At 57.6% G+C, this 18,613-nt stretch carries 16 protein-coding genes; 13 read left to right on the top strand and 3 right to left on the bottom strand.

Going from position 1 to position 18,613, the window contains the following annotated elements; all coding sequences use genetic code 11:
• The first annotated feature begins 31 nt into the window (after positions 1-31).
• Positions 32-3,283, top strand: a complete 3,252-nt coding sequence (gene icmF, locus IRT44_RS04355; protein ID WP_230077517.1) for a fused isobutyryl-CoA mutase/GTPase IcmF — start codon at positions 32-34, stop codon at positions 3,281-3,283.
• A 133-nt stretch (positions 3,284-3,416) separates the two neighbouring features.
• On the opposite strand, the gene IRT44_RS04350 is transcribed toward icmF, so the two are convergent.
• Positions 3,417-5,114 carry a b(o/a)3-type cytochrome-c oxidase subunit 1 gene (locus IRT44_RS04350; protein ID WP_230077516.1) on the bottom strand — a complete coding sequence of 566 codons (1,698 nt, stop codon included), beginning with the start codon at positions 5,112-5,114 and terminating at the stop codon, positions 3,417-3,419.
• Between the two features lie 20 nt (positions 5,115-5,134).
• Entirely contained in the window at positions 5,135-5,605 is a 471-nt protein-coding gene (locus IRT44_RS04345; protein WP_171564201.1) for a cytochrome c oxidase subunit II, read from the bottom strand.
• Between the two features lie 400 nt (positions 5,606-6,005).
• Here IRT44_RS04345 and rpoE point away from each other — a divergent pair, with 400 nt between their 5' ends.
• Positions 6,006-6,557, top strand: a complete 552-nt coding sequence (gene rpoE, locus IRT44_RS04340) for a DNA-directed RNA polymerase subunit delta (RefSeq protein WP_230077515.1) — start codon at positions 6,006-6,008, stop codon at positions 6,555-6,557.
• A 210-nt stretch (positions 6,558-6,767) separates the two neighbouring features.
• Positions 6,768-8,369: a CTP synthase gene (locus tag IRT44_RS04335; RefSeq protein ID WP_171564053.1), complete on the top strand. Its 1,602-nt coding sequence runs from the start codon at positions 6,768-6,770 to the stop codon at positions 8,367-8,369.
• Positions 8,370-8,546: 177 nt separating this feature from the next.
• Here IRT44_RS04335 and IRT44_RS04330 read toward each other — a convergent pair whose 3' ends face one another.
• Complete coding sequence (locus tag IRT44_RS04330) at positions 8,547-9,341, bottom strand: lipid II flippase Amj family protein (protein ID WP_171564055.1); 795 nt, start codon at positions 9,339-9,341, stop codon at positions 8,547-8,549.
• A 164-nt stretch (positions 9,342-9,505) separates the two neighbouring features.
• Here IRT44_RS04330 and IRT44_RS04325 point away from each other — a divergent pair, with 164 nt between their 5' ends.
• From IRT44_RS04325 to IRT44_RS04280, 10 genes are all read left to right on the top strand, one after another.
• Positions 9,506-9,880, top strand: coding sequence for a response regulator (locus IRT44_RS04325; RefSeq protein WP_029100404.1), 375 nt, complete (start codon positions 9,506-9,508; stop codon positions 9,878-9,880).
• Positions 9,881-9,988: 108 nt separating this feature from the next.
• Complete coding sequence (gene fba, locus IRT44_RS04320) at positions 9,989-10,843, top strand: class II fructose-1,6-bisphosphate aldolase (protein ID WP_171564056.1); 855 nt, start codon at positions 9,989-9,991, stop codon at positions 10,841-10,843.
• A 17-nt stretch (positions 10,844-10,860) separates the two neighbouring features.
• Positions 10,861-11,514 (top strand): fructose-6-phosphate aldolase, encoded by a 654-nt coding sequence (fsa, locus tag IRT44_RS04315; protein WP_171564057.1) that lies wholly within the window; start codon positions 10,861-10,863, stop codon positions 11,512-11,514.
• Positions 11,515-11,581: 67 nt separating this feature from the next.
• Positions 11,582-12,865, top strand: a complete 1,284-nt coding sequence (locus IRT44_RS04310; protein WP_171564058.1) for a UDP-N-acetylglucosamine 1-carboxyvinyltransferase — start codon at positions 11,582-11,584, stop codon at positions 12,863-12,865.
• Positions 12,866-12,898: 33 nt separating this feature from the next.
• The gene (gene glpX / locus IRT44_RS04305) at positions 12,899-13,861 is read left to right on the top strand and encodes a class II fructose-bisphosphatase (protein WP_171564059.1); all 963 of its coding nucleotides are present in this window, start codon (positions 12,899-12,901) and stop codon (positions 13,859-13,861) included.
• Positions 13,862-13,912: 51 nt separating this feature from the next.
• Entirely contained in the window at positions 13,913-15,187 is a 1,275-nt protein-coding gene (rho, locus tag IRT44_RS04300) for a transcription termination factor Rho (protein ID WP_171564060.1), read from the top strand.
• Positions 15,188-15,302: 115 nt separating this feature from the next.
• Entirely contained in the window at positions 15,303-16,199 is an 897-nt protein-coding gene (locus IRT44_RS04295; RefSeq protein ID WP_171564061.1) for a peptidoglycan DD-metalloendopeptidase family protein, read from the top strand.
• A gap of 70 nt (positions 16,200-16,269) precedes the next feature.
• Entirely contained in the window at positions 16,270-17,535 is a 1,266-nt protein-coding gene (locus IRT44_RS04290; RefSeq protein ID WP_171564062.1) for a radical SAM family protein, read from the top strand.
• Between the two features lie 108 nt (positions 17,536-17,643).
• Positions 17,644-17,844, top strand: coding sequence for a 50S ribosomal protein L31 (rpmE, locus tag IRT44_RS04285; protein ID WP_171564063.1), 201 nt, complete (start codon positions 17,644-17,646; stop codon positions 17,842-17,844).
• A gap of 180 nt (positions 17,845-18,024) precedes the next feature.
• Entirely contained in the window at positions 18,025-18,600 is a 576-nt protein-coding gene (locus IRT44_RS04280) for a thymidine kinase (protein ID WP_171564064.1), read from the top strand.
• Positions 18,601-18,613 lie beyond the last annotated feature (13 nt).

Below are 18,613 nucleotides of genomic sequence, written 5' to 3'. Positions count from 1 at the left end.
GAGTAACTTGATATTCGGGGAGAGTGGAACGATGGAAACGGAAGTGTATCGTCCGCAACACAAGGTTCGCTTTGTCACGGCTGCCAGTCTCTTCGACGGGCACGACGCGTCGATCAACATCATGCGCCGCATCCTGCAGGCATCAGGGGCGGAAGTGATTCACCTGGGGCACAACCGCTCCGTCGATGAGATCGTTACCGCTGCCATCCAGGAAGATGTGCAGGGGATTGCCGTCAGTTCCTACCAAGGCGGTCACGTCGAGTTTTTTAAATACATGGTGGACCTGCTGCGTGAGAGAGGAGCGGGACACATCCGCGTCTTTGGCGGCGGAGGCGGGGTCATCGTTCCACGGGAAATCCGCGAGCTGGAAGCGTACGGCGTCTGCAAGATCTTTTCCCCTGACGACGGCCGCCGCCTCGGGCTGCAGGGGATGATCAACTACATGCTGCGAGAGACTGACTTCCCCACAGTCACGGAATTGACGAGTGAGGTGGAGGAACTGCGTCGGCAGCAGCACCAGGCGATCGGCCGGCTGATTTCCGTAGCGGAGTACGCCGTGGAAAAGCCGGAGTGGAAGGAGCGGCTCACGGACGGACTGCCGGAGCCGGAGCGCACGGTGCCGGTGCTGGGGATCACCGGCACAGGCGGCGCGGGAAAAAGTTCGCTGACTGATGAGCTGGTTCGCCGCTTTTTGCGCACCTATGCCGACAAGACCGTCGCGATCCTGTCCGTCGACCCGTCCAAGCAAAAGACGGGCGGAGCACTGCTTGGCGACCGCATCCGCATGAATGCCAACAACACGCCGCGCGTCTACATGCGCAGCTTGGCCACGCGCCGGTCCGGCTCGGAACTGTCGGCCGCCGTCAAGGATGCGATCCGGGTGGCCCGGGCCGCCAACTTTGACCTGATCATCGTGGAAACCAGCGGCATCGGACAGGGAGATGCCCAGGTGAAGGATGTGTGCGACGTTGCGCTGTACGTGATGACCAGCGAATTTGGCGCCCCATCCCAGCTGGAAAAGATCGACATGCTCGACTTTGCCGATCTGGTGGCAATCAACAAGTTCGAACGAAAAGGATCGGAGGACGCGCTGAGAGAGGTGCGCAAGCAGTACCGGCGCAACCACAACCTGTTTGATGTGCCGGATGAGCAGATTCCCGTGTACGGCACGATCGCCAGCCAGTTCAACGATCCGGGCACCAATGTGCTGTTTGCCGCCCTGATGCGCAAGATCGTGGAAAAAACAGGTGTCGACTGGCCGGTGGATCATCTTGACGCGACGCCGGTCAAGACGCACAAGACGGCACTGATCCCGGCGGAGCGCGTCAACTATCTGCAGGAGATCGCCAACACGGTGCGGGCGTATCGGGGATTCGTCACCGAGCAGTCGGCGATTGCCCGCAAGCTGTATCAACTGCACGGCGCCAAGGAGACGCTGCTGGCGTCGGGCGAACCTGATGCGGCCCAGGTGGTCCGTGTGCTGGATCAGCAGATTGCCCATTTTGAAGGCAAGCTGCATCCCGAGTGCCGCCGCATCCTGGACAACTGGCCGAAGCTCAAGGAACAGTACCGGCAGGATCAATTTGTCACCAAGGTGCGCGACAAGGAGATCGTCACCCGGCTGTACACGGAGTCGCTCTCTGGCACCCGCATCCCGAAAGTGTGCCTGCCTGAATTTGAAGACTGGGGCGAAATTTTGAAATGGTCGCTCAAAGAAAACGTGCCGGGACAATTCCCGTTCACAGCGGGCGTCTTCCCGTTCAAGCGGGAAGGGGAGGACCCGAAGCGGCAGTTTGCCGGGGAAGGCACACCGGAGCGGACCAACCGGCGCTTTCACTTCCTGTCGCAAAACGACGAGGCGAAGCGGCTCAGCACGGCGTTTGACTCGGTAACGCTGTACGGCGAAGACCCTGATTACCGCCCCGACATTTACGGAAAGATCGGCAACAGCGGTGTCAGCGTCTGTACGCTCGACGACATGAAGAAGCTGTACGCCGGGTTTGACCTGTGCGCGCCTACCACCTCCGTATCCATGACCATCAACGGTCCGGCGCCGATCATACTGGCCATGTTCATGAACACGGCGATCGATCAGCAGGTGGAAAAATTCGTGGAGCGGGAAGGGCGACAGCCGACGCCGGACGAGTACGAGCAGATCAAGGCGTACACGCTGTCTACAGTGCGCGGCACGGTGCAGGCGGACATCCTGAAGGAAGACCAGGGACAAAATACCTGCATCTTCTCCACCGAGTTCGCCTTGCGGATGATGGGCGACATCCAGCAGTACTTCATCGACCACAAGGTGCGCAACTACTACTCCGTCTCCATCTCCGGCTACCACATCGCCGAGGCGGGGGCCAACCCGATCACGCAATTGGCGTTTACGCTGGCCAACGGCTTTACCTACGTGGAATACTACCTGAGCCGGGGCATGCATATCGACGACTTTGCGCCCAATCTGTCGTTCTTCTTTTCCAACGGACTGGACCCCGAGTACACGGTGATCGGCCGGGTGGCGCGCCGCATCTGGGCGACGGTGATGAAAAACCGCTACGGCGCCAACGAGCGCAGCCAAAAGTTGAAGTATCACATTCAGACGTCCGGGCGCTCCCTCCACGCGCAGGAGATGGACTTCAACGACATCCGGACCACGCTGCAGGCGCTGATCGCCATCTACGACAACTGCAATTCGCTGCACACCAACGCCTACGACGAAGCGATCACCACGCCGACGGAAAACTCCGTCCGCCGCGCCATGGCGATCCAGATGATCATCAACAAGGAGTTGGGCCTGGCGAAAAACGAGAATCCGTTGCAAGGCTCGTTTATCATCGAGGAACTGACCGATCTGGTGGAGGAAGCGGTGCTGCAGGAATTTGAGCGGTTGAACGCGCGCGGCGGCGTGCTCGGCGCGATGGAGACGCAGTATCAGCGGGGCAAGATCCAGGACGAATCGATGTACTACGAGATGAAAAAGCACAGCGGCGAGCTGCCGATCATCGGGGTGAACACCTTTATCAACCCGAACGCCTCGGAAGAGGACTACGAGATCGAGCTGGCGCGTGCGACGGAAGAGGAGAAAGAACAACAGATCCGCAACCTGCGCGCCTTCCACGAGCGGCATCGCGAGCAGGCGCCGGCTGCACTCAAGCGGCTGCAGGAAGTGGCGATGTCCGGCGGCAATATCTTCGCCGAGCTGATGGAGACGGTGAAGGTGGCTTCGCTGGGACAGATCAGCGCCGCGCTGTACGAAGTGGGCGGACAGTATCGACGGAATATGTAGACGCAATATGTAAAAACGAATGCCCGCTGTGCGAAAGCAGGCTGCTTCCGCAAGGCGGGCCTTTTTTCGTTCCGCTGTCAGGGAGTGTGTCGAAACGGATGCAAGACGGCCGATGTAAATGGGGACAAGGCTGTCACCACGTTCGCATCGGCAGTGCGCCGGGAGCCGGGTGGATGAACAGCTGCACGAAGGGCATCGTGTAGGCAAACAGGATCAAGCCAATGGCCACACCGATCCAGATGGACCAGCGTTCCAGAAACAACGGCGGTTTGGGCTGATCAGGGGTGACCTCGCCGATGGGGTATTCGTTGGGCGTTTCCGTTTTCGGCGCAAAGAACCACAGGTATGCGGCGATAATCAGAAACAGCACAATTCCCGTGAACAGGATGCCCCCGCCCCACGCCATCGCTTGACGGTAGGGGAACCACATCTGGGCAACAGGATGGTCGTTGTACGTCGTGTAGCTGATTCGCCGCGGCTCCCCCAGGAGCCCGACAGCGTGCATCCCGCCCGACATGAGCGCCATCCCGATCACCCAGGTAAACGCCTGGACGATCCCCAGACGATTCATCGCCGGGGTCAGTGTCCGGCCGCGCAGCACCGGAATCAGCATGTAAGATATTCCGAAAAATGTAAGGATGACGCTGGTGGCCAGGGTAAGGTGAAAGTGGCCGGTTACCCATAACGTGTTGTGAACCACCTGGTTTAACTGATAGCTGGCATTGATAATCCCGCCGATGCCGGCCGGTACAAACAGGACCATGCCAAGAAACGGCGCGAGAAAGCGAACGTCCTTGTACGGCAGCTTGGTGATCCACCCCAGCAGCCCTTTTCCCCCTTGGGAACGGCCGGCCAATTCAAACGTGGCCAAAATGGAAAACGCCGTTAAAAACGAGGGAATGACCACGAAAAAGGTGAGAACGGTCTGCACAAACTTCCAGACCGAGTCAATGCCCGGCTCGTTAAACTGGTGGTGCAGCCCGACCGGTATGGAGTAGAGGATAAACAGAATAAACGTCAACCGAGGCAGCGAATTGCTAAAGATGCGCCCTTTTATTAGCCGAGGGATGTTGACGTACCAGTAAATGTAGGCCGGCAGCAGCCAGAAGTAGACCAGGGCGTGACCGAAATACCAGAACAACGTCCGGCTCAGGCTGACATCCACCCGTTCTGTCCACCCCATTGACCAGGGAATCAGCAGGAACAGCATTTCGATCGCGACACCGAGGGTGCAGATGACCCATAATATCATCGTCGCGACAGCCATGTAGGCAAACAGCGGGGACGATTCGCCGGGATGAGCGCGCCTCCATCTGCGGAAGGCGGAAAAGATGGTGACGCTGCTGCACCAGCTTCCGACCACGACGGCAGTCAGGCCGAAGTAGAACAGCGGAGAGGCTTTGAGCGGTGCGTAAAAGGTGTAGAGCACGGACGCGTCATTTGTGAGGATGGGAATGAGTGCAAGCGCGGTACCCGCCGCCATCAGGACGAAACCCGTCCATCCCCATGCCCGTTCCCGTGGTGTCAGCTCGCCTCCCGTTGTTTTGGCCACACCCGAAAAGAGAAACCCGATGATGAAAAAGGTGGTGAACACCAGGGCCAGACTTACTCCGTGCAGGGTGAGCAGCTGATAGTAACCGAGTGCCGATGGCAAGCTAATGACGCCCGTCCGCTGCAGGGTCTGCAGTACTCCCGCCAACGCTCCAAGCAGCAGGGCCAGATAGGCAAATCCGATGTGGGCCTGAATAAGCAGTTGGTCATCGCGCTGAAAGCGAAAGTCGCTTTTGCCGACTGTGGCACCGCCGAAGCCGGTGTTTTGCAAGTCACTCATCTTCAACAACTCCACCCGTTTTATTGAACCACCATTTTGGCCATCATGACCTGATGGCCGATGCCGCAGTATTCGTTGCACAAGAGCAAATACTCTCCCGGCTTCTTGAAGGTATAGGTAAATTCCGTGACATGTCCCGGCAGAACCATCATGTTTACGTTGGTTCCCGGTATGGCAACGCCGTGTATGACATCAGGGCTGGTCACGCGAAAATGAACGGTCGATCCTGCGGGAACGGTCGGGGCGGCCGGCAGGAAGTTGAAGGCCTGGGCCACCATGACGACCTGATACTCCTTGTCGCCGACAGGATAGACACCCGGTTTGTCAAACGGCGCCGTGCTCAATACCTGCTCCGGGGCGACCGTCCGCTCGTGACCGGCGGCCGGGTGCAGGTTCATCGCGAATGCCATGATCCCGGTGACGAGAAGAAAGATAATGAGGGTGATGACGCCGAACCACAGCCAGATCTTTTCGTAACGAGGCAAATCAATTCCCAGCACCGCCATTCCTCCTAACCTACTGCCGACTGAGATACAGGTCGAAAATGCTGACCCAGCCGAGAATCATCAGGACGCCCAAGACCATCACCAAAAAAAAGCTGCCGGCCAGTTGTCTGTCGTTTTTCATTGTCACCCTCCGCTGCGTGTGAGTTACAATATTAGACATTTCCCACATACTGGGTGGTTATGCACTCCTCTGCGTCCTGTTCTACCACATCACAGTTTGACGCCTCGGGATGCTAGAAAAACCGTTTGAATTCCTTGCATTTTTGTCTAAAATAATGAATACTGTAAGGTAGCCTATTTACCGTTGATCAGAGACCAAGGTCTCGGCCGAACGGCGAGAGCCTTGACGGAACGCCAAGTTTTCCAATGAAAGGACGTGCCCTGGGTGAGTCAATTGCTTGCACATATGGACCGTGAAAAAATGAACGAAATGGCATTGGTTGACATCGCGTACGAGATTTTGCGCGAAACCAATCGGCCGTACAATTTCCGCGAGCTGATGGACGAATTGGCTGCCCTGCGCGGAATGACAGAAGAGCAAAAGATGGCCATTATTGCCCAAGTATATACGGAAATCAACATCGACGGCCGTTTTGTCTGCCTGGGAGACAACACCTGGGGATTGAAGCGGTGGTACCCGACAGATGCCGTGGAAGAAACCCAGGAGGGCGGCAAGAAGAAGAAGGTGCTCCTCGACGACGACTTCGACGATTACGAGATCGAGGAAGACATCGTCGAAGAGTACGAAGAGGACGAAATCGCTATCTTCGAAGACGACGAAGAGTTCCTGGACGATGCGGCGTTGGATGACGAACTGGACCCTGAAATTGACGATGAGGAAGAAATTGTGGAAGACGATGAGCTGTTTGACGACGAAGACGCAGACAGCGAGGATGCGGAAGTTGACGAGGATAACGAGGATAACGAGGATTTTTAGATTCTTGACTTCCGCCTAAGAGACAGATAAAATACTCCTTGGGCTTCACATGAAGAAGGATTTAATATGGGAAACTACAAAACAAAAGTGCCCCCTGCCCGAGCTGGATCGGGGTGGGAACCGCTTTTGTTTTTTCTTTTTTTGGAGCCGTCTTCATCGTTGTTTATCTGTACAATCATCACGCAACAGGGGAAAGAGGGGACGTAAATCATGACCAAGTACATTTTTGTGACAGGCGGGGTTGTATCCTCGTTGGGAAAAGGAATTACTGCCGCTTCCTTGGGCCGACTGCTGAAAAACAGGGGCCTAAAGGTAACGATCCAAAAATTTGACCCGTACATCAACGTCGACCCGGGTACGATGAGCCCGTATCAGCACGGCGAAGTGTTCGTCACCGATGACGGGGCGGAAACGGACCTGGACCTGGGGCACTACGAGCGCTTCATCGACATCAACCTGAGCGCCAACTCCAACGTGACCACCGGGAAAATCTACTCCGCCGTCATCGCCAAGGAGCGCCGCGGCGACTATCTGGGCGGCACCGTTCAGGTCATTCCGCACATTACCAACGAGATCAAGGAGCGCGTCTTCCGTGCGGGACGTGAAACCGGCGCCGACGTGGTCATCACCGAAATCGGCGGCACCGTGGGCGACATCGAGAGCCTGCCGTTCCTGGAGGCGATCCGCCAGATCAAGAGCGACATCGGTCGCGAAAATGTCATGTACATTCACGTCACCCTGATCCCGTATATCAAGGCTGCCGGCGAGATGAAAACCAAGCCGACACAGCACAGCGTCAAGGAACTGCGCAGTCTGGGCATCCAGCCCAATGTCATCGTCACCCGTACCGAACACCCGCTGTCCCAGGAGATGAAGGACAAGCTGGCGCTGTTCTGTGACATCGACAAAAACGCGGTGATCGAATGCGTGGACGCCGAGACCTTGTACGACGTGCCGCTGCAGCTTCAGGCACAGGGTCTGGACGATTACGTCTGCCGCCACCTGGGGCTCACCTGTCAGGAAGCAGACATGACCGAATGGAAAGCACTGGTCAACAAGATCAAAAATCTGTCTCGCACCACCCGCATCGCCATTGTCGGCAAGTACGTGGAGCTGCACGACGCCTACCTCTCCGTCGCGGAGGCGCTCTATCACGGCGGCTACGCAAACGACAGCAACGTGGAGATCAAGTGGGTGAGCGCCGAAGAAGTGACGCCGGAAAACGTGCATGAACTGCTGGGCGACGTAAACGGCATTCTCGTGCCGGGCGGATTCGGCGACCGCGGCATTGAAGGAAAGATTACCGCCACCCGTTACGCCCGCGAAAACAAGGTGCCGTTTTTGGGCATCTGTCTGGGCATGCAGATCGCCGTCATCGAATTTGCCCGCCATGTGGCCGGTCTGGAGGGCGCTAACAGCTCGGAAATCAATCCGAATACGAAATACCCGGTCATCGACCTTCTGCCGGAACAAAAAGAGATCGAAGACATGGGCGGCACCATGCGGCTTGGTCTGGGACCGACCAAAGTGGAGCCGGGCAGCCTGGCCGAAAAGGCGTACCAGAGCACACTGGTGTACGAACGCCACCGTCACCGCTACGAAGTGAACAACGAGTACCGCGAGCAGTTGGCCAAGCTGGGCATGCGCTTTGTAGGTACTTCCCCGGACGGCCGTCTGGTGGAGATTGTGGAGATTCCGGACCATCCGTGGTTCCTGGCTACGCAGTTCCATCCGGAATTTACCTCCCGTCCAAACCGTCCGCAGCCGCTGTTCCGCGAATTTGTAAAGGCTTCGCTGGCGTACAAGGGCTAAGCGGCGCGGGTCGTACCCAAACAAAAAAGACGCACCTTCGGATCTCCGGTGGTGCGTCTTTTTGTCCAGGATTTTTGGCCCGGGATGGAAACAGGGCGTCAGCGCCGTCCCGTCTGTGATCCGTTCGCCGGACGGTTTTCGTCTGATGCCAGTCTTGTCTCACCAATCAGGCGATCGCTAATGGAACAGCGGGGCCAGCCAGGCCACCCAGTGGGCCGCCGGCACGAGCAGGAACTGAGCCAGGATCGTGCCGAAGAAGCGGGACACCATCAGCGACAGGTACGTGTCCCGGATCGTCTCGGTCGGGGCTTGTCCCTGCAGGGCCTTGTCCGTCAGCAGCGCCACCTGCGGATCGATCAGCACGGTCATGATGATGGTGGCAAAGCCGTTGACCAGACCCGAGGACATCAGCACCGTCGCCTTGAAAGCAGGGGCGAGCAGCGACGCGTACAGGACGGACAGGATGCTTGTCGTGTAGATGCCGGTGACGACGCAGTTGAGCAGCAGCAGCCGTTTGGGGATGCCCCGGAAACGAAACCGCGACAGCGCCCGCCAGCGGGGCAAGCGGATGTGATGCCGGACGTGGCGAATGCTGTGGACCGTGACGGATGTCCGCAGCATCTGCGGGATGGAGCCGGCCAGTTCCAGGTGGGCGATCAGCCGCTTTGAGAGCTGGACGCAGGTGGGAAACAGGAGGATGGCCGCCAGCGTGCCCAGCGATGCGGCACCGATGATCATGTGCAGATCGGGGGCCACATCCGCATGAGTGACGGTCGCCCGGTCAATCAGTCCGCCGGTAAACGGACTTTGCATCAGGTTGGCGGTGCGGGAGACGAGCAGAACCATGCCAGTCAGAGACAGCGCGACGGCCAGCCGCGCTGTCTGCACGCCGGCCAGGCGAATGGCGAACGAAAGCGTCTCCGTGGCGTGGATCACAAATGTAAACAGGCAAATCAACCAGACTGTATTCATACGGGTTCAGTCACCTTGCATGTGTCGAAAATGGTTATCCTTCATTATACTTCAAAGGTGCTGCCGGGGAAATTTTCCACTAGCCGTTGCAGGATTTTCCTGATTTTAGGCGAATCAAGGTAATTTAAGTAAAACGGTCTATTGAGCAGGGGGATAGGAAAACCATGCAGGATAAACGGGAGAAAAAAGTGTTGGTTGTGGACGATCAGTACGGCATTCGCATCCTGCTGTACGAGGTGCTTGGCAAGGAAGGCTACAAAACGTTCCAGGCGGCCAACGGCAAAATGGCCCTGGAGATCGTGGAAAAGGAGTCGCCTGATCTGGTGATCCTCGATATGAAAATCCCCGGCATGGACGGCATTGAGATTTTAAAACACATCAAAAAGATCAACCAGGACATCAAGGTCATCATGATGACCGCGTACGGCGAGCTGGACATGATCAAGGAAGCGACACAACTGGGAGCGTTGACTCACTTCACGAAGCCGTTTGACATTGATGAGCTGCGCATGGCTGTGCATCAGCAGTTGGCTTGTTAACGACACCAGGGTCCCGGGACCCGGGCCCCGGACAAGCGTACCTGTTAACACGCAAATTCATGTGGTATAATAGGCCACGTTACAGAGTCTGCTAAGGAGGATATATCAATGCCACTGGTACCTATGACCGCTTTTACTGAAGACGTCAAGAAGCATAAATACGCTGTCGGACAGTTCAACCTCAACAACCTGGAGTTTACGCAAGCGATTACGGAGGCAGCGATCGAAGAGAAATCCCCGGTAATTTTTGGCGTATCCGAAGGCGCGCTGAAGTACATGGGGCTTGAGTTTACCGTTGCGATGGCCAAAGCGGCGGCAGAGCGCGCAGGTGTTCCGGTTGCCCTGCACCTGGACCACGGCAGCAACTTTGACATCGTAATGAAATGTATCCGTGCCGGTTTTTCTTCCGTGATGTTCGACGGGTCTCACCATCCGTATGAAGAGAACATTCGCCTGACCAAAAAGGTTGTCGAGGCTGCCCATGCGGTCGGCGTTTCCGTGGAAGGCGAGCTGGGTACCATCGGCGGGGTAGAGGACGACCTGTCCGTGGATGAAGAAGACGCTACCCTGGCAAATCCGGAAGAAGCAATCCGCTTCTGGGAAGAAACCAAAGTAGACTATCTGGCCATTGCTGTCGGAACGGCACACGGCATGTACAAAGGGGAGCCGAAAATCCGCTTTGACATCATCGAAAAAGTGGCAAACAACATCGGCGCTCCGATCGTGCTGCACGGCGGCTCCGGCGTACCGGATGAAGCGATCAAGAAATCGATCAGCCTGGGCGTCGGCAAAATCAACGTGAATACCGAAAGCCAAGTCGCATGCACCGAAACGGTGCGCAAAATCCTCGCTGCCAAGCCGAACGAAATTGACCCGCGCAAATACCTGGGACCGGCCCGCGAGGCGATCAAGGAAGTCGTTAAAGGGAAAATGCGCCTGTTCGGAAGCAGCAACCGTGCGTAACCAAGGAGGTACACATCGTGCGTTTTTTGATAGATACCGCTAACGTCGAAGAAATCCGCGAGATTCACGAGTGGGGCGTGGTGTCCGGCGTGACGACCAACCCGTCCCTCGTTGCCAAGGAAGGGCGCGATTTCATCGAGACGTTGAAAGAGATCATCGACATCGTGGACGGCCCGATCAGTGCGGAAGTGATCAGCACGGACGCCAAGGGCATGATTGAAGAAGGGGAGAAGCTGGCTTCCCTGTCCAAGAACATCGTGATCAAGGTGCCGATGACGGCAGAAGGCCTGAAGGCTGTCAAGCACTTCGCCAAGCGGAAAATTCGCACCAACGTTACGTTGGTATTTACTGCCAACCAGGCACTGCTGGCCGCACGGGCTGGCGCCACCTACGTTTCCCCGTTCCTGGGCCGTCTGGACGACATCGGCCACGACGGCATGCAATTGATCGAAGACATCGCCGAAATCTTTTCCGTTCACGGTCTGGAGACGGAAATCATCGCCGCCTCTGTCCGCCACCCTGTTCACGTGACGGAAGCGGCACGCCGCGGCGCTCATTTCGCTACAATCCCCTATAAAGTGTTCAAACAACTGATTGCTCATCCGCTGACCGACAGCGGTCTGGAGAAGTTTCTCGCGGACTGGGCAAGCATGAAACAGACGAGTGTGTAAAAGGCCTAAGCACCTTTTCCGTTGGGGAAGGTGCTTCTTTCCCGATTACGCCTGAGGAGAGCTACGCATGGAAAAGCTGATCATCAATGGTGGGAAGCGACTCGAGGGTTCGGTTTCCATCAGTGGAGCCAAAAACAGCGCCGTTGCCCTGATTCCTGCCGCGCTCCTGGCAGACGGGCCGGTCGTAATAGAAAATCTGCCGCATATTCAGGACGTGGAGATTTACTGTGAGCTGCTGAAGGAAATGGGAGCGGATGTCCTGTTCGAGGACGACTGGATGGAAGTGGACGGCCGTCCGATGCAGCTGAAGCTGATGCCCAACGGACGCATCAAGAAGCTGCGGGCTTCCTACTACCTGTGGGGAGCGCTTCTGGCCAAATTCGGCGAGGCCCATGTCGGTTTGCCGGGCGGCTGCGACCTCGGTCCGCGCCCGGTCGATTTGCACATCAAGGGCTTTGAAGCGCTGGGAGCCCGGGTGGAAAACCAAAACGGCGTCATGACCCTTCGCGCCAAAAACGGCCGCCTAAAAGGCGCGCGCATCTACCTGGACCTGGTCAGCGTCGGAGCGACGATCAACATCATGCTGGCTGCGTCCAAGGCGGAGGGTGTGACGATTATTGAAAACGCTGCCCGCGAGCCGGAAATCGTCGACGTCGCCACATTGCTGAACAACATGGGCGCCAAAATCAAGGGGGCCGGCACAGACATCATCCGGATCGAGGGAGTGGAACGCCTGCGGGGCTGCCGTCACACGATCATCCCGGACCGGATCGAGGCGGGCACCTACATGATCGCGGCAGCCGCGACGCGGGGTAGCGTTACCTTGGAAAACGTCATCCCCAAACACCTGGAGTCCGTCACGGCCAAGCTGCGGGAGATCGGGGCGGAAGTGCTGGAAATGGACGACTGCATTCAGGTGAACGGGCGGGAGGTTTACCGCGCCATCGACGTGAAAACCAGCCCGTATCCTGGCTTTCCGACCGATTTGCAGCAGCCGATCACGACCCTGCTGACGCTGGCCACAGGCACCAGCGTCGTGACGGACAACATTTACAGCGCCCGTTTCCGCCACGTGGACGAGCTGCGCCGCATGGGGGCCAACCTGAAAGTGGAAGGGCGTTCGGCGGTCATCGAAGGCACAAGACAGTTGAACGGGGCCAAAGTGGTCGCCTCCGACCTGCGCGCAGGCGCAGCGCTGGTCATTGCCGGGCTGGCCACGCCGGGCACGACGGAGTTGGAAGGATTGGAACACATTGATCGCGGTTACGAAAATCTGGTGAGCAAGCTGCAAAGCCTGGGAGCCGATGTGAAACGGATCGGTCTGCCCCGCATGGAGCGCCATCCGCGGTAACCGCAGCAAATGCCAGGAGAGGAGTCTTCCGATATGGAACGCAGTCTTACACTAGAACTGGTACGTGTTACAGAAGCGGCAGCGCTGGCATCCGCCCGCTGGATGGGCCTCGGCAAAAAAGACGAGGCCGATGACGCGGCAACGACGGCGATGCGCAAGGAGTTTGAAAACGTGCCGATGGACGGGATTGTTGTCATCGGTGAGGGAGAAATGGACGAAGCACCGATGCTGTACATCGGGGAGCAGCTGGGCCAGGGGGTGGCGCCGGCCGTGGATGTAGCCGTCGACCCGCTGGAGGGCACCAACATCGTTGCCAAAGGGACCTGGGGAGCCATCTCGGTCATCGCCATCGCCGACCGCGGCAACCTGCTGCACGCTCCTGACATGTACATGGAGAAAATCGCCGTCGGTCCGAAAGCGGTGGGCAAAGTGGACATCAACGCGCCGATCAAGGATAACCTGAAGGCAGTCGCCCAGGCCCAGGGCAAGGACATCAGCGACCTGGTGGCAATCGTGCTGGATCGCGACCGCCATCAACGGATCATCCACGAGATCAGGGAAGCCGGCGCGCGGATTCGGCTGATTTCCGACGGGGACGTGGCTGCGGCGATCAACACGGCGTTTCCCGACACGGGCGTGGACATCCTGTTCGGGTCCGGAGGGGCTCCTGAAGGCGTGTTGGCAGCGGTCGCCCTCAAATGCCTTGGCGGCGAGATTCAGGGCAAGCTGCTGCCGCAAAACGAAGAAGAGCTCGAACGCTGCAAGCGAATGGGATTGGCCAATCCGCATCAGGTCCTGTACATGGACGACCTGGTGAAAGGGGATGACGCCATCTTTGCCGCCACCGGCGTTACCGACGGTGAACTGCTCAGGGGCGTGCGTTTCCAAGGCATGCGCGCCACGACCCATTCCGTCGTCATGCGCGCCAAAACGGGAACCGTGCGCTTTATCGAAGGAAACCACCGCTTGGAGCGCAAACCCCGCCTGGTATTGTAAGCCGGCGATCGGACGAGAATAGAGAAAGAGAATACAAAGAGTGGTGGAATCATGTTACTTTCCGAACTAGAAGAAAAGAAGCTGACCGAACTGTACAAGCTGGCAAAGGAATACCAGATTCCGTACTATTCCCAGTTGAAGAAAAAGGAACTGATCTTTGCCATCCTGAAAGCCAGGGCAGAACGGGACGGTCTGATGTTTATGGAAGGGGTGCTGGAAATCCTCCCCGAGGGCTACGGATTCCTGCGCCCCATCAACTACCTCCCCAGCTCGGAGGACATTTACATCTCCCAGTCGCAGATTCGCCGGTTTGATCTGCGGATGGGGGACCTGGTATCCGGCAAGGTGCGGCCGCCCAAGGAAAACGAACGGTATTTTGGGTTGCTGCAGGTGGAAGCCGTAAACGGAGAAGACCCCGAATTAGCCGCCGAACGCCTTCACTTCCCCGCCTTGACACCGTTATACCCTCAAAACAAACTCGTATTGGAAACCGTTCCGGAGCGCATTTCCGCACGCCTGATGGACCTTATCGCCCCTGTCGGGCTTGGCCAGCGCGGCCTGATCGTCGCGCCGCCCAAAGCGGGAAAAACCATGCTCCTCAAAGAGATTGCCAACAGCATTACGGAAAACCGGCCGGACATTCACCTGTTTGTCCTGTTGATCGATGAACGGCCGGAAGAGGTAACCGACATGCAGCGCTCCGTCAAGGGGGAGGTCGTCGCTTCCACGTTTGACGAGCTGCCGGAAAACCACATCAAAGTGGCGGAACTGGTGTTGGAGCGGGCAAAACGATTGGTGGAACACAAAAAGGACGTCGTCATTCTGCTCGACTCCATTACCCGTCTGGCGCGCGCCTACAACCTGGTGATTCCGCCCAGCGGACGGACGCTGTCCGGCGGGATTGACCCGGCCGCGTTTCACCGGCCCAAGCGCTTTTTCGGATCGGCCCGCAATATCGAGGAAGGCGGCAGCCTGACCATCCTGGCGACCGCTCTGGTGGAGACGGGCTCCCGCATGGACGATGTGATTTACGAAGAATTCAAAGGGACAGGCAACATGGAGCTGCACCTGGACCGCAAACTGGCGGAACGCCGCATCTTTCCGGCGATCGACATTCGCCGCTCGGGCACCCGCCGCGAAGAACTGCTGCTTTCCAGAGAAGAGTTGGAGAAGCTGTGGGCGATTCGCAAAAGCATGAACGAAACGCCGGAATTCGTCGATTCGTTCATCAAGCGACTGGCGGAGACCAAGACCAACGAAGAATTTTTGCAGACGTTTGAATCGCATAAAACGCGCGGAAAACAAGCAAACGTGACGGCAGGGTAATTTACTTGCCGTCATTTTTTTTTGGGCCCCCGCATACGGTAAAAGCAGAGTTTCTGGAACGTGCGGCGGCTGCTGGGCCCGTGGCGAAGCGGCACCGCAGAAAGGAGGAGCGGCTGTGGAGTTCGCGCAAATGTCCGCTGATTGGGGCGGGAAGCAACAGATCATGCAGGATGTGGCCGGACAGGTGCTGTTTCAAGCGTTTAATCCTTACGCCTCGCTGACCAAACCGGCCCCGGCCAAGCGGAGCGATGTGATGACCTATACGGTTCAGCGGGGCGACACGCTGTCTGGCATTGCTCATCGGTACGGGTTGTCCCTGAAGCAACTGGTGGAACTGAACAGGCTGGCCAACCCCAACCTCGTGGGAATCGGCATGAAGCTGAAACTGAGTCAGGGCGACGTGACCCATACCGTCCGCCGCGGCGAAACCTTGGACGATATTGCCCGCCGGTACGGCGTAAGCAAGGAACTGCTGCAGGAGCGCAATCCGCTGCTTCGACTCATGTCGGACAACCTCTACATTGGACAAACCATCCAGATCCCTGTCACCAACCCGCAATCGGTGACTACCAAGGAGTGGCAGAAGCGGCGCGGCGCCGTACAGGTGGCCAGCCGCCAGTCAAGCCGTTCCCGCGTGCTGGATTGGCCGGTCAAACAGGCGACCGTAACCAGCGGCTTCGGCACACGCTGGGGAAAGATGCACAAGGGCATTGACATGTGGAATCAGGACGAGGGGCGGACCCCCATTCATGCCGCCAAGGAAGGCGTCGTCGTGGAAGCCGGGAGCGGCCGTTCCGGTTATGGTTATTTGGTTGTTCTCGATCACGGAGAAGGACTGCAAACCTACTACGCCCACATGCGCAAGATTCTCGTTTCCCCGGGCCAGTACGTGGAGCGGGGGGAAGTTCTCGGCTACATGGGGCGGACCGGCGATTCCACCGGGTACCATCTGCACTTCGAGGTGCGGCAGGACGACGTGCCGATCAATCCGCTGCGTTACTTGAGCAGGTAACCCTTCACATTTACATTGACATGCCGTTGCGTTACAATGGGCTGAGCGAATAAAGCGAGGCGATTTTTCAATGTATGTGGTATACGCAGACGAAAACGGCAACGTCTACGACCACCCGGGACTGCTCGCGGTGGCGCGTAACGGCGATATCCTGACGGAGATTTTGGAGGACGAACTGATTCCCCTGCCGGAGGGAGCGACGCTGGTCAGTTTGCCCAATACGGTGGCGATCGGCATGGACCCGGACACGGGTGAGATGGTGAAGCTGGACGGGTGCATGGCGGTCGGCGCCCTGATCCCCCAGGGTTATACCCGGCTGCTTCTGCCGGGCTACATCAAGACCGACAAAAACAGCAAGCTCCCTCTGTTCGGCTACACGGCCGTGGTGTGGAAAGACGGCGGCTTCTGGGTGGCCGGTCGGCAGAGCGATGATCCGTACCAATGGAATCCGCTCAACTTTCCGATGGACGAGCTTCGCCAGCGGGTTGAGCAGACACTGGAGCTGTTTCCCAACAACCGGATTTTGCGCCACCTCTCCCACTGTGCGCTGGAATACGAATGCCTGACTGCCTCCAATAACTTTTTCAACCGCTGGGAGGGCAGTCTGCCGGTATCCTACACCTGTAACGCCGGTTGTTACGGCTGTATTTCCGAACAGCCGGAGGACAGCGGTTTCCCGTCTCCGCAGACGCGGATGAACTTCAAGCCGACGGAAGACGAGCTGGTCGAGGTGATGCTCCATCACCTGCGGACGCCGGAGAGCATCATCAGCTTTGGCCAAGGCTGCGAAGGGGAACCGTCCACGATGGCTTCCATTATCATTCCGGCGATGCGCCGCGTCCGTGAACAGACCGACATGGGGTACATCAACATCAACACCAACGCCGGGCTGACCGATCACATCAAAGGCATCGTGGACGCCGGATTGGACCTGATGCGGATCAGCATCATCAGCGCGATTGACGAACACTACAACGCCTACTACCGGCCGCGCCACTACACGCTGGAAAACGTGGCCCGCTCGGCGGAGTACGCCGCATCCAAGGGCGTGTACACGTCGATCAATTACCTCTGTTTCCCGGGCGTTTTTGACCGCGAAGAGGAGATGGAGGCAATGATTAACTTCATCCGCCGGACCGGGATCAAGCTGATCCAGCTGCGCAATCTCAACATCGATCCGGAGAGTTACCTGGCGATGATCCCGCCGGCCAAGGGGGAAGTGTTCGGGATGAAGCAGGCGATCGAGATCTATCAGCAGGAGCTGCCTGATGTCGTGATCGGCTCGTTTACGCACGTGCCCCCGGCTGAGCTGCGCCGCCGGAAAAACATGGCGTAGCGGACAGTCTGTTGCATTTCGCTTCGAACCGTGCTACTATCTTGTATGTGCATTTGTATATAACTCTGTTTCGGCAAACGATTCAGGGCGGAAAAGAGGTGTATGAGGATGAAACAAGGTATTCACCCGGACTATCACATTGTGAAAGTAACATGTGCATGCGGCAATGAATTCGAATCCGGCTCCGTGAAGCAAGCGCTGCGCGTGGAGATTTGCTCCAACTGCCACCCGTTCTTCACCGGCAAACAAAAGTTTGTCGATGCCGGCGGCCGCGTAGACCGTTTCAAACGCAAATACAATCTTTCCTAATCGGGAAGAAGAACCAGGCAGGGATCACTGCCTGGTTTTTGCTTTTTTTGCGCAAAAAACGTTCCGTTTCGCGGCATGTACCCCTACAATAGAGCCAGAAGCCCTGACGAATGACCTTGACGGGGGAGCCCGGAGCGGCATCGTTCGGAAGGGAAAATGATCGTAAAGGGAGACAGACAGGTGGCACAACTGTATTTTCGCTTTGGGGCGATGAATGCTTCCAAATCCATCCAGTTATTGACGGTGGCTCACAACTACGAACAGTCAGGCAAAAAAGTGCTGGTGTTTACCCCGGCCATCGACGACCGGTACGGTGTCGGCAAGGTAGCCTCACGTGTGGGGATCAGCCGGGAAGCGATTCCGATCAGCGACGATACGGACATCTTTGCGATCGTCGCCGGTGAGGAGGGCCGCCCGCACTGCGTCCTGGTGGATGAAGGACAGTTTCTCGGCAAGCAGCATGTGGAACAGTTGGTCAAAATTGTCGATGAACTGGACATCCCGGTGATCGTGTACGGGCTGTTGAAAGACTTCAAAAACCAGTTGTTCCCGGGCAGTGCCCATTTGCTGTGCGAAGCGGACAAGATCGAGGAGATCAAGACCGTGTGTGTGTACTGCAACAAAAAAGCGACCCACATCCTCAAGTTCAAGGACGGTCGACCCGTTTACACCGGAGAGACGATCGAGATCGGCGGAAATGACACGTACAGCAGCGTATGCCGCCGCCACTACTACCACCCGCCGGTTGCATACTGAAGGCGGCCCTCGC

The organism is Brevibacillus sedimenti, from assembly GCF_020923495.1.
In the GTDB taxonomy this organism is placed as follows: domain Bacteria; phylum Bacillota; class Bacilli; order Brevibacillales; family Brevibacillaceae; genus Brevibacillus; species Brevibacillus aydinogluensis.
Note: the sequence above shows the minus strand (reverse complement) of the source record. Positions and strands in the feature narration are given on the sequence as shown.

What these genes read in the sequence shown, in the direction of transcription:
- rpmE (WP_171564063.1), top strand. Translation starts at nt 17,644, where the DNA reads ATGAAACAAGGTATTCACCCGGACTATCACATTGTGAAAGTAACATGT.
- IRT44_RS04330 (WP_171564055.1), bottom strand. Translation starts at nt 9,341, where the DNA reads ATGAATACAGTCTGGTTGATTTGCCTGTTTACATTTGTGATCCACGCC.
- fba (WP_171564056.1), top strand. Translation starts at nt 9,989, where the DNA reads ATGCCACTGGTACCTATGACCGCTTTTACTGAAGACGTCAAGAAGCAT.
- rho (WP_171564060.1), top strand. Translation starts at nt 13,913, where the DNA reads ATGTTACTTTCCGAACTAGAAGAAAAGAAGCTGACCGAACTGTACAAG.
- IRT44_RS04350 (WP_230077516.1), bottom strand. Translation starts at nt 5,114, where the DNA reads ATGAGTGACTTGCAAAACACCGGCTTCGGCGGTGCCACAGTCGGCAAA.
- glpX (WP_171564059.1), top strand. Translation starts at nt 12,899, where the DNA reads ATGGAACGCAGTCTTACACTAGAACTGGTACGTGTTACAGAAGCGGCA.
- IRT44_RS04310 (WP_171564058.1), top strand. Translation starts at nt 11,582, where the DNA reads ATGGAAAAGCTGATCATCAATGGTGGGAAGCGACTCGAGGGTTCGGTT.
- icmF (WP_230077517.1), top strand. Translation starts at nt 32, where the DNA reads ATGGAAACGGAAGTGTATCGTCCGCAACACAAGGTTCGCTTTGTCACG.
- IRT44_RS04325 (WP_029100404.1), top strand. Translation starts at nt 9,506, where the DNA reads ATGCAGGATAAACGGGAGAAAAAAGTGTTGGTTGTGGACGATCAGTAC.
- IRT44_RS04335 (WP_171564053.1), top strand. Translation starts at nt 6,768, where the DNA reads ATGACCAAGTACATTTTTGTGACAGGCGGGGTTGTATCCTCGTTGGGA.
- IRT44_RS04290 (WP_171564062.1), top strand. Translation starts at nt 16,270, where the DNA reads ATGTATGTGGTATACGCAGACGAAAACGGCAACGTCTACGACCACCCG.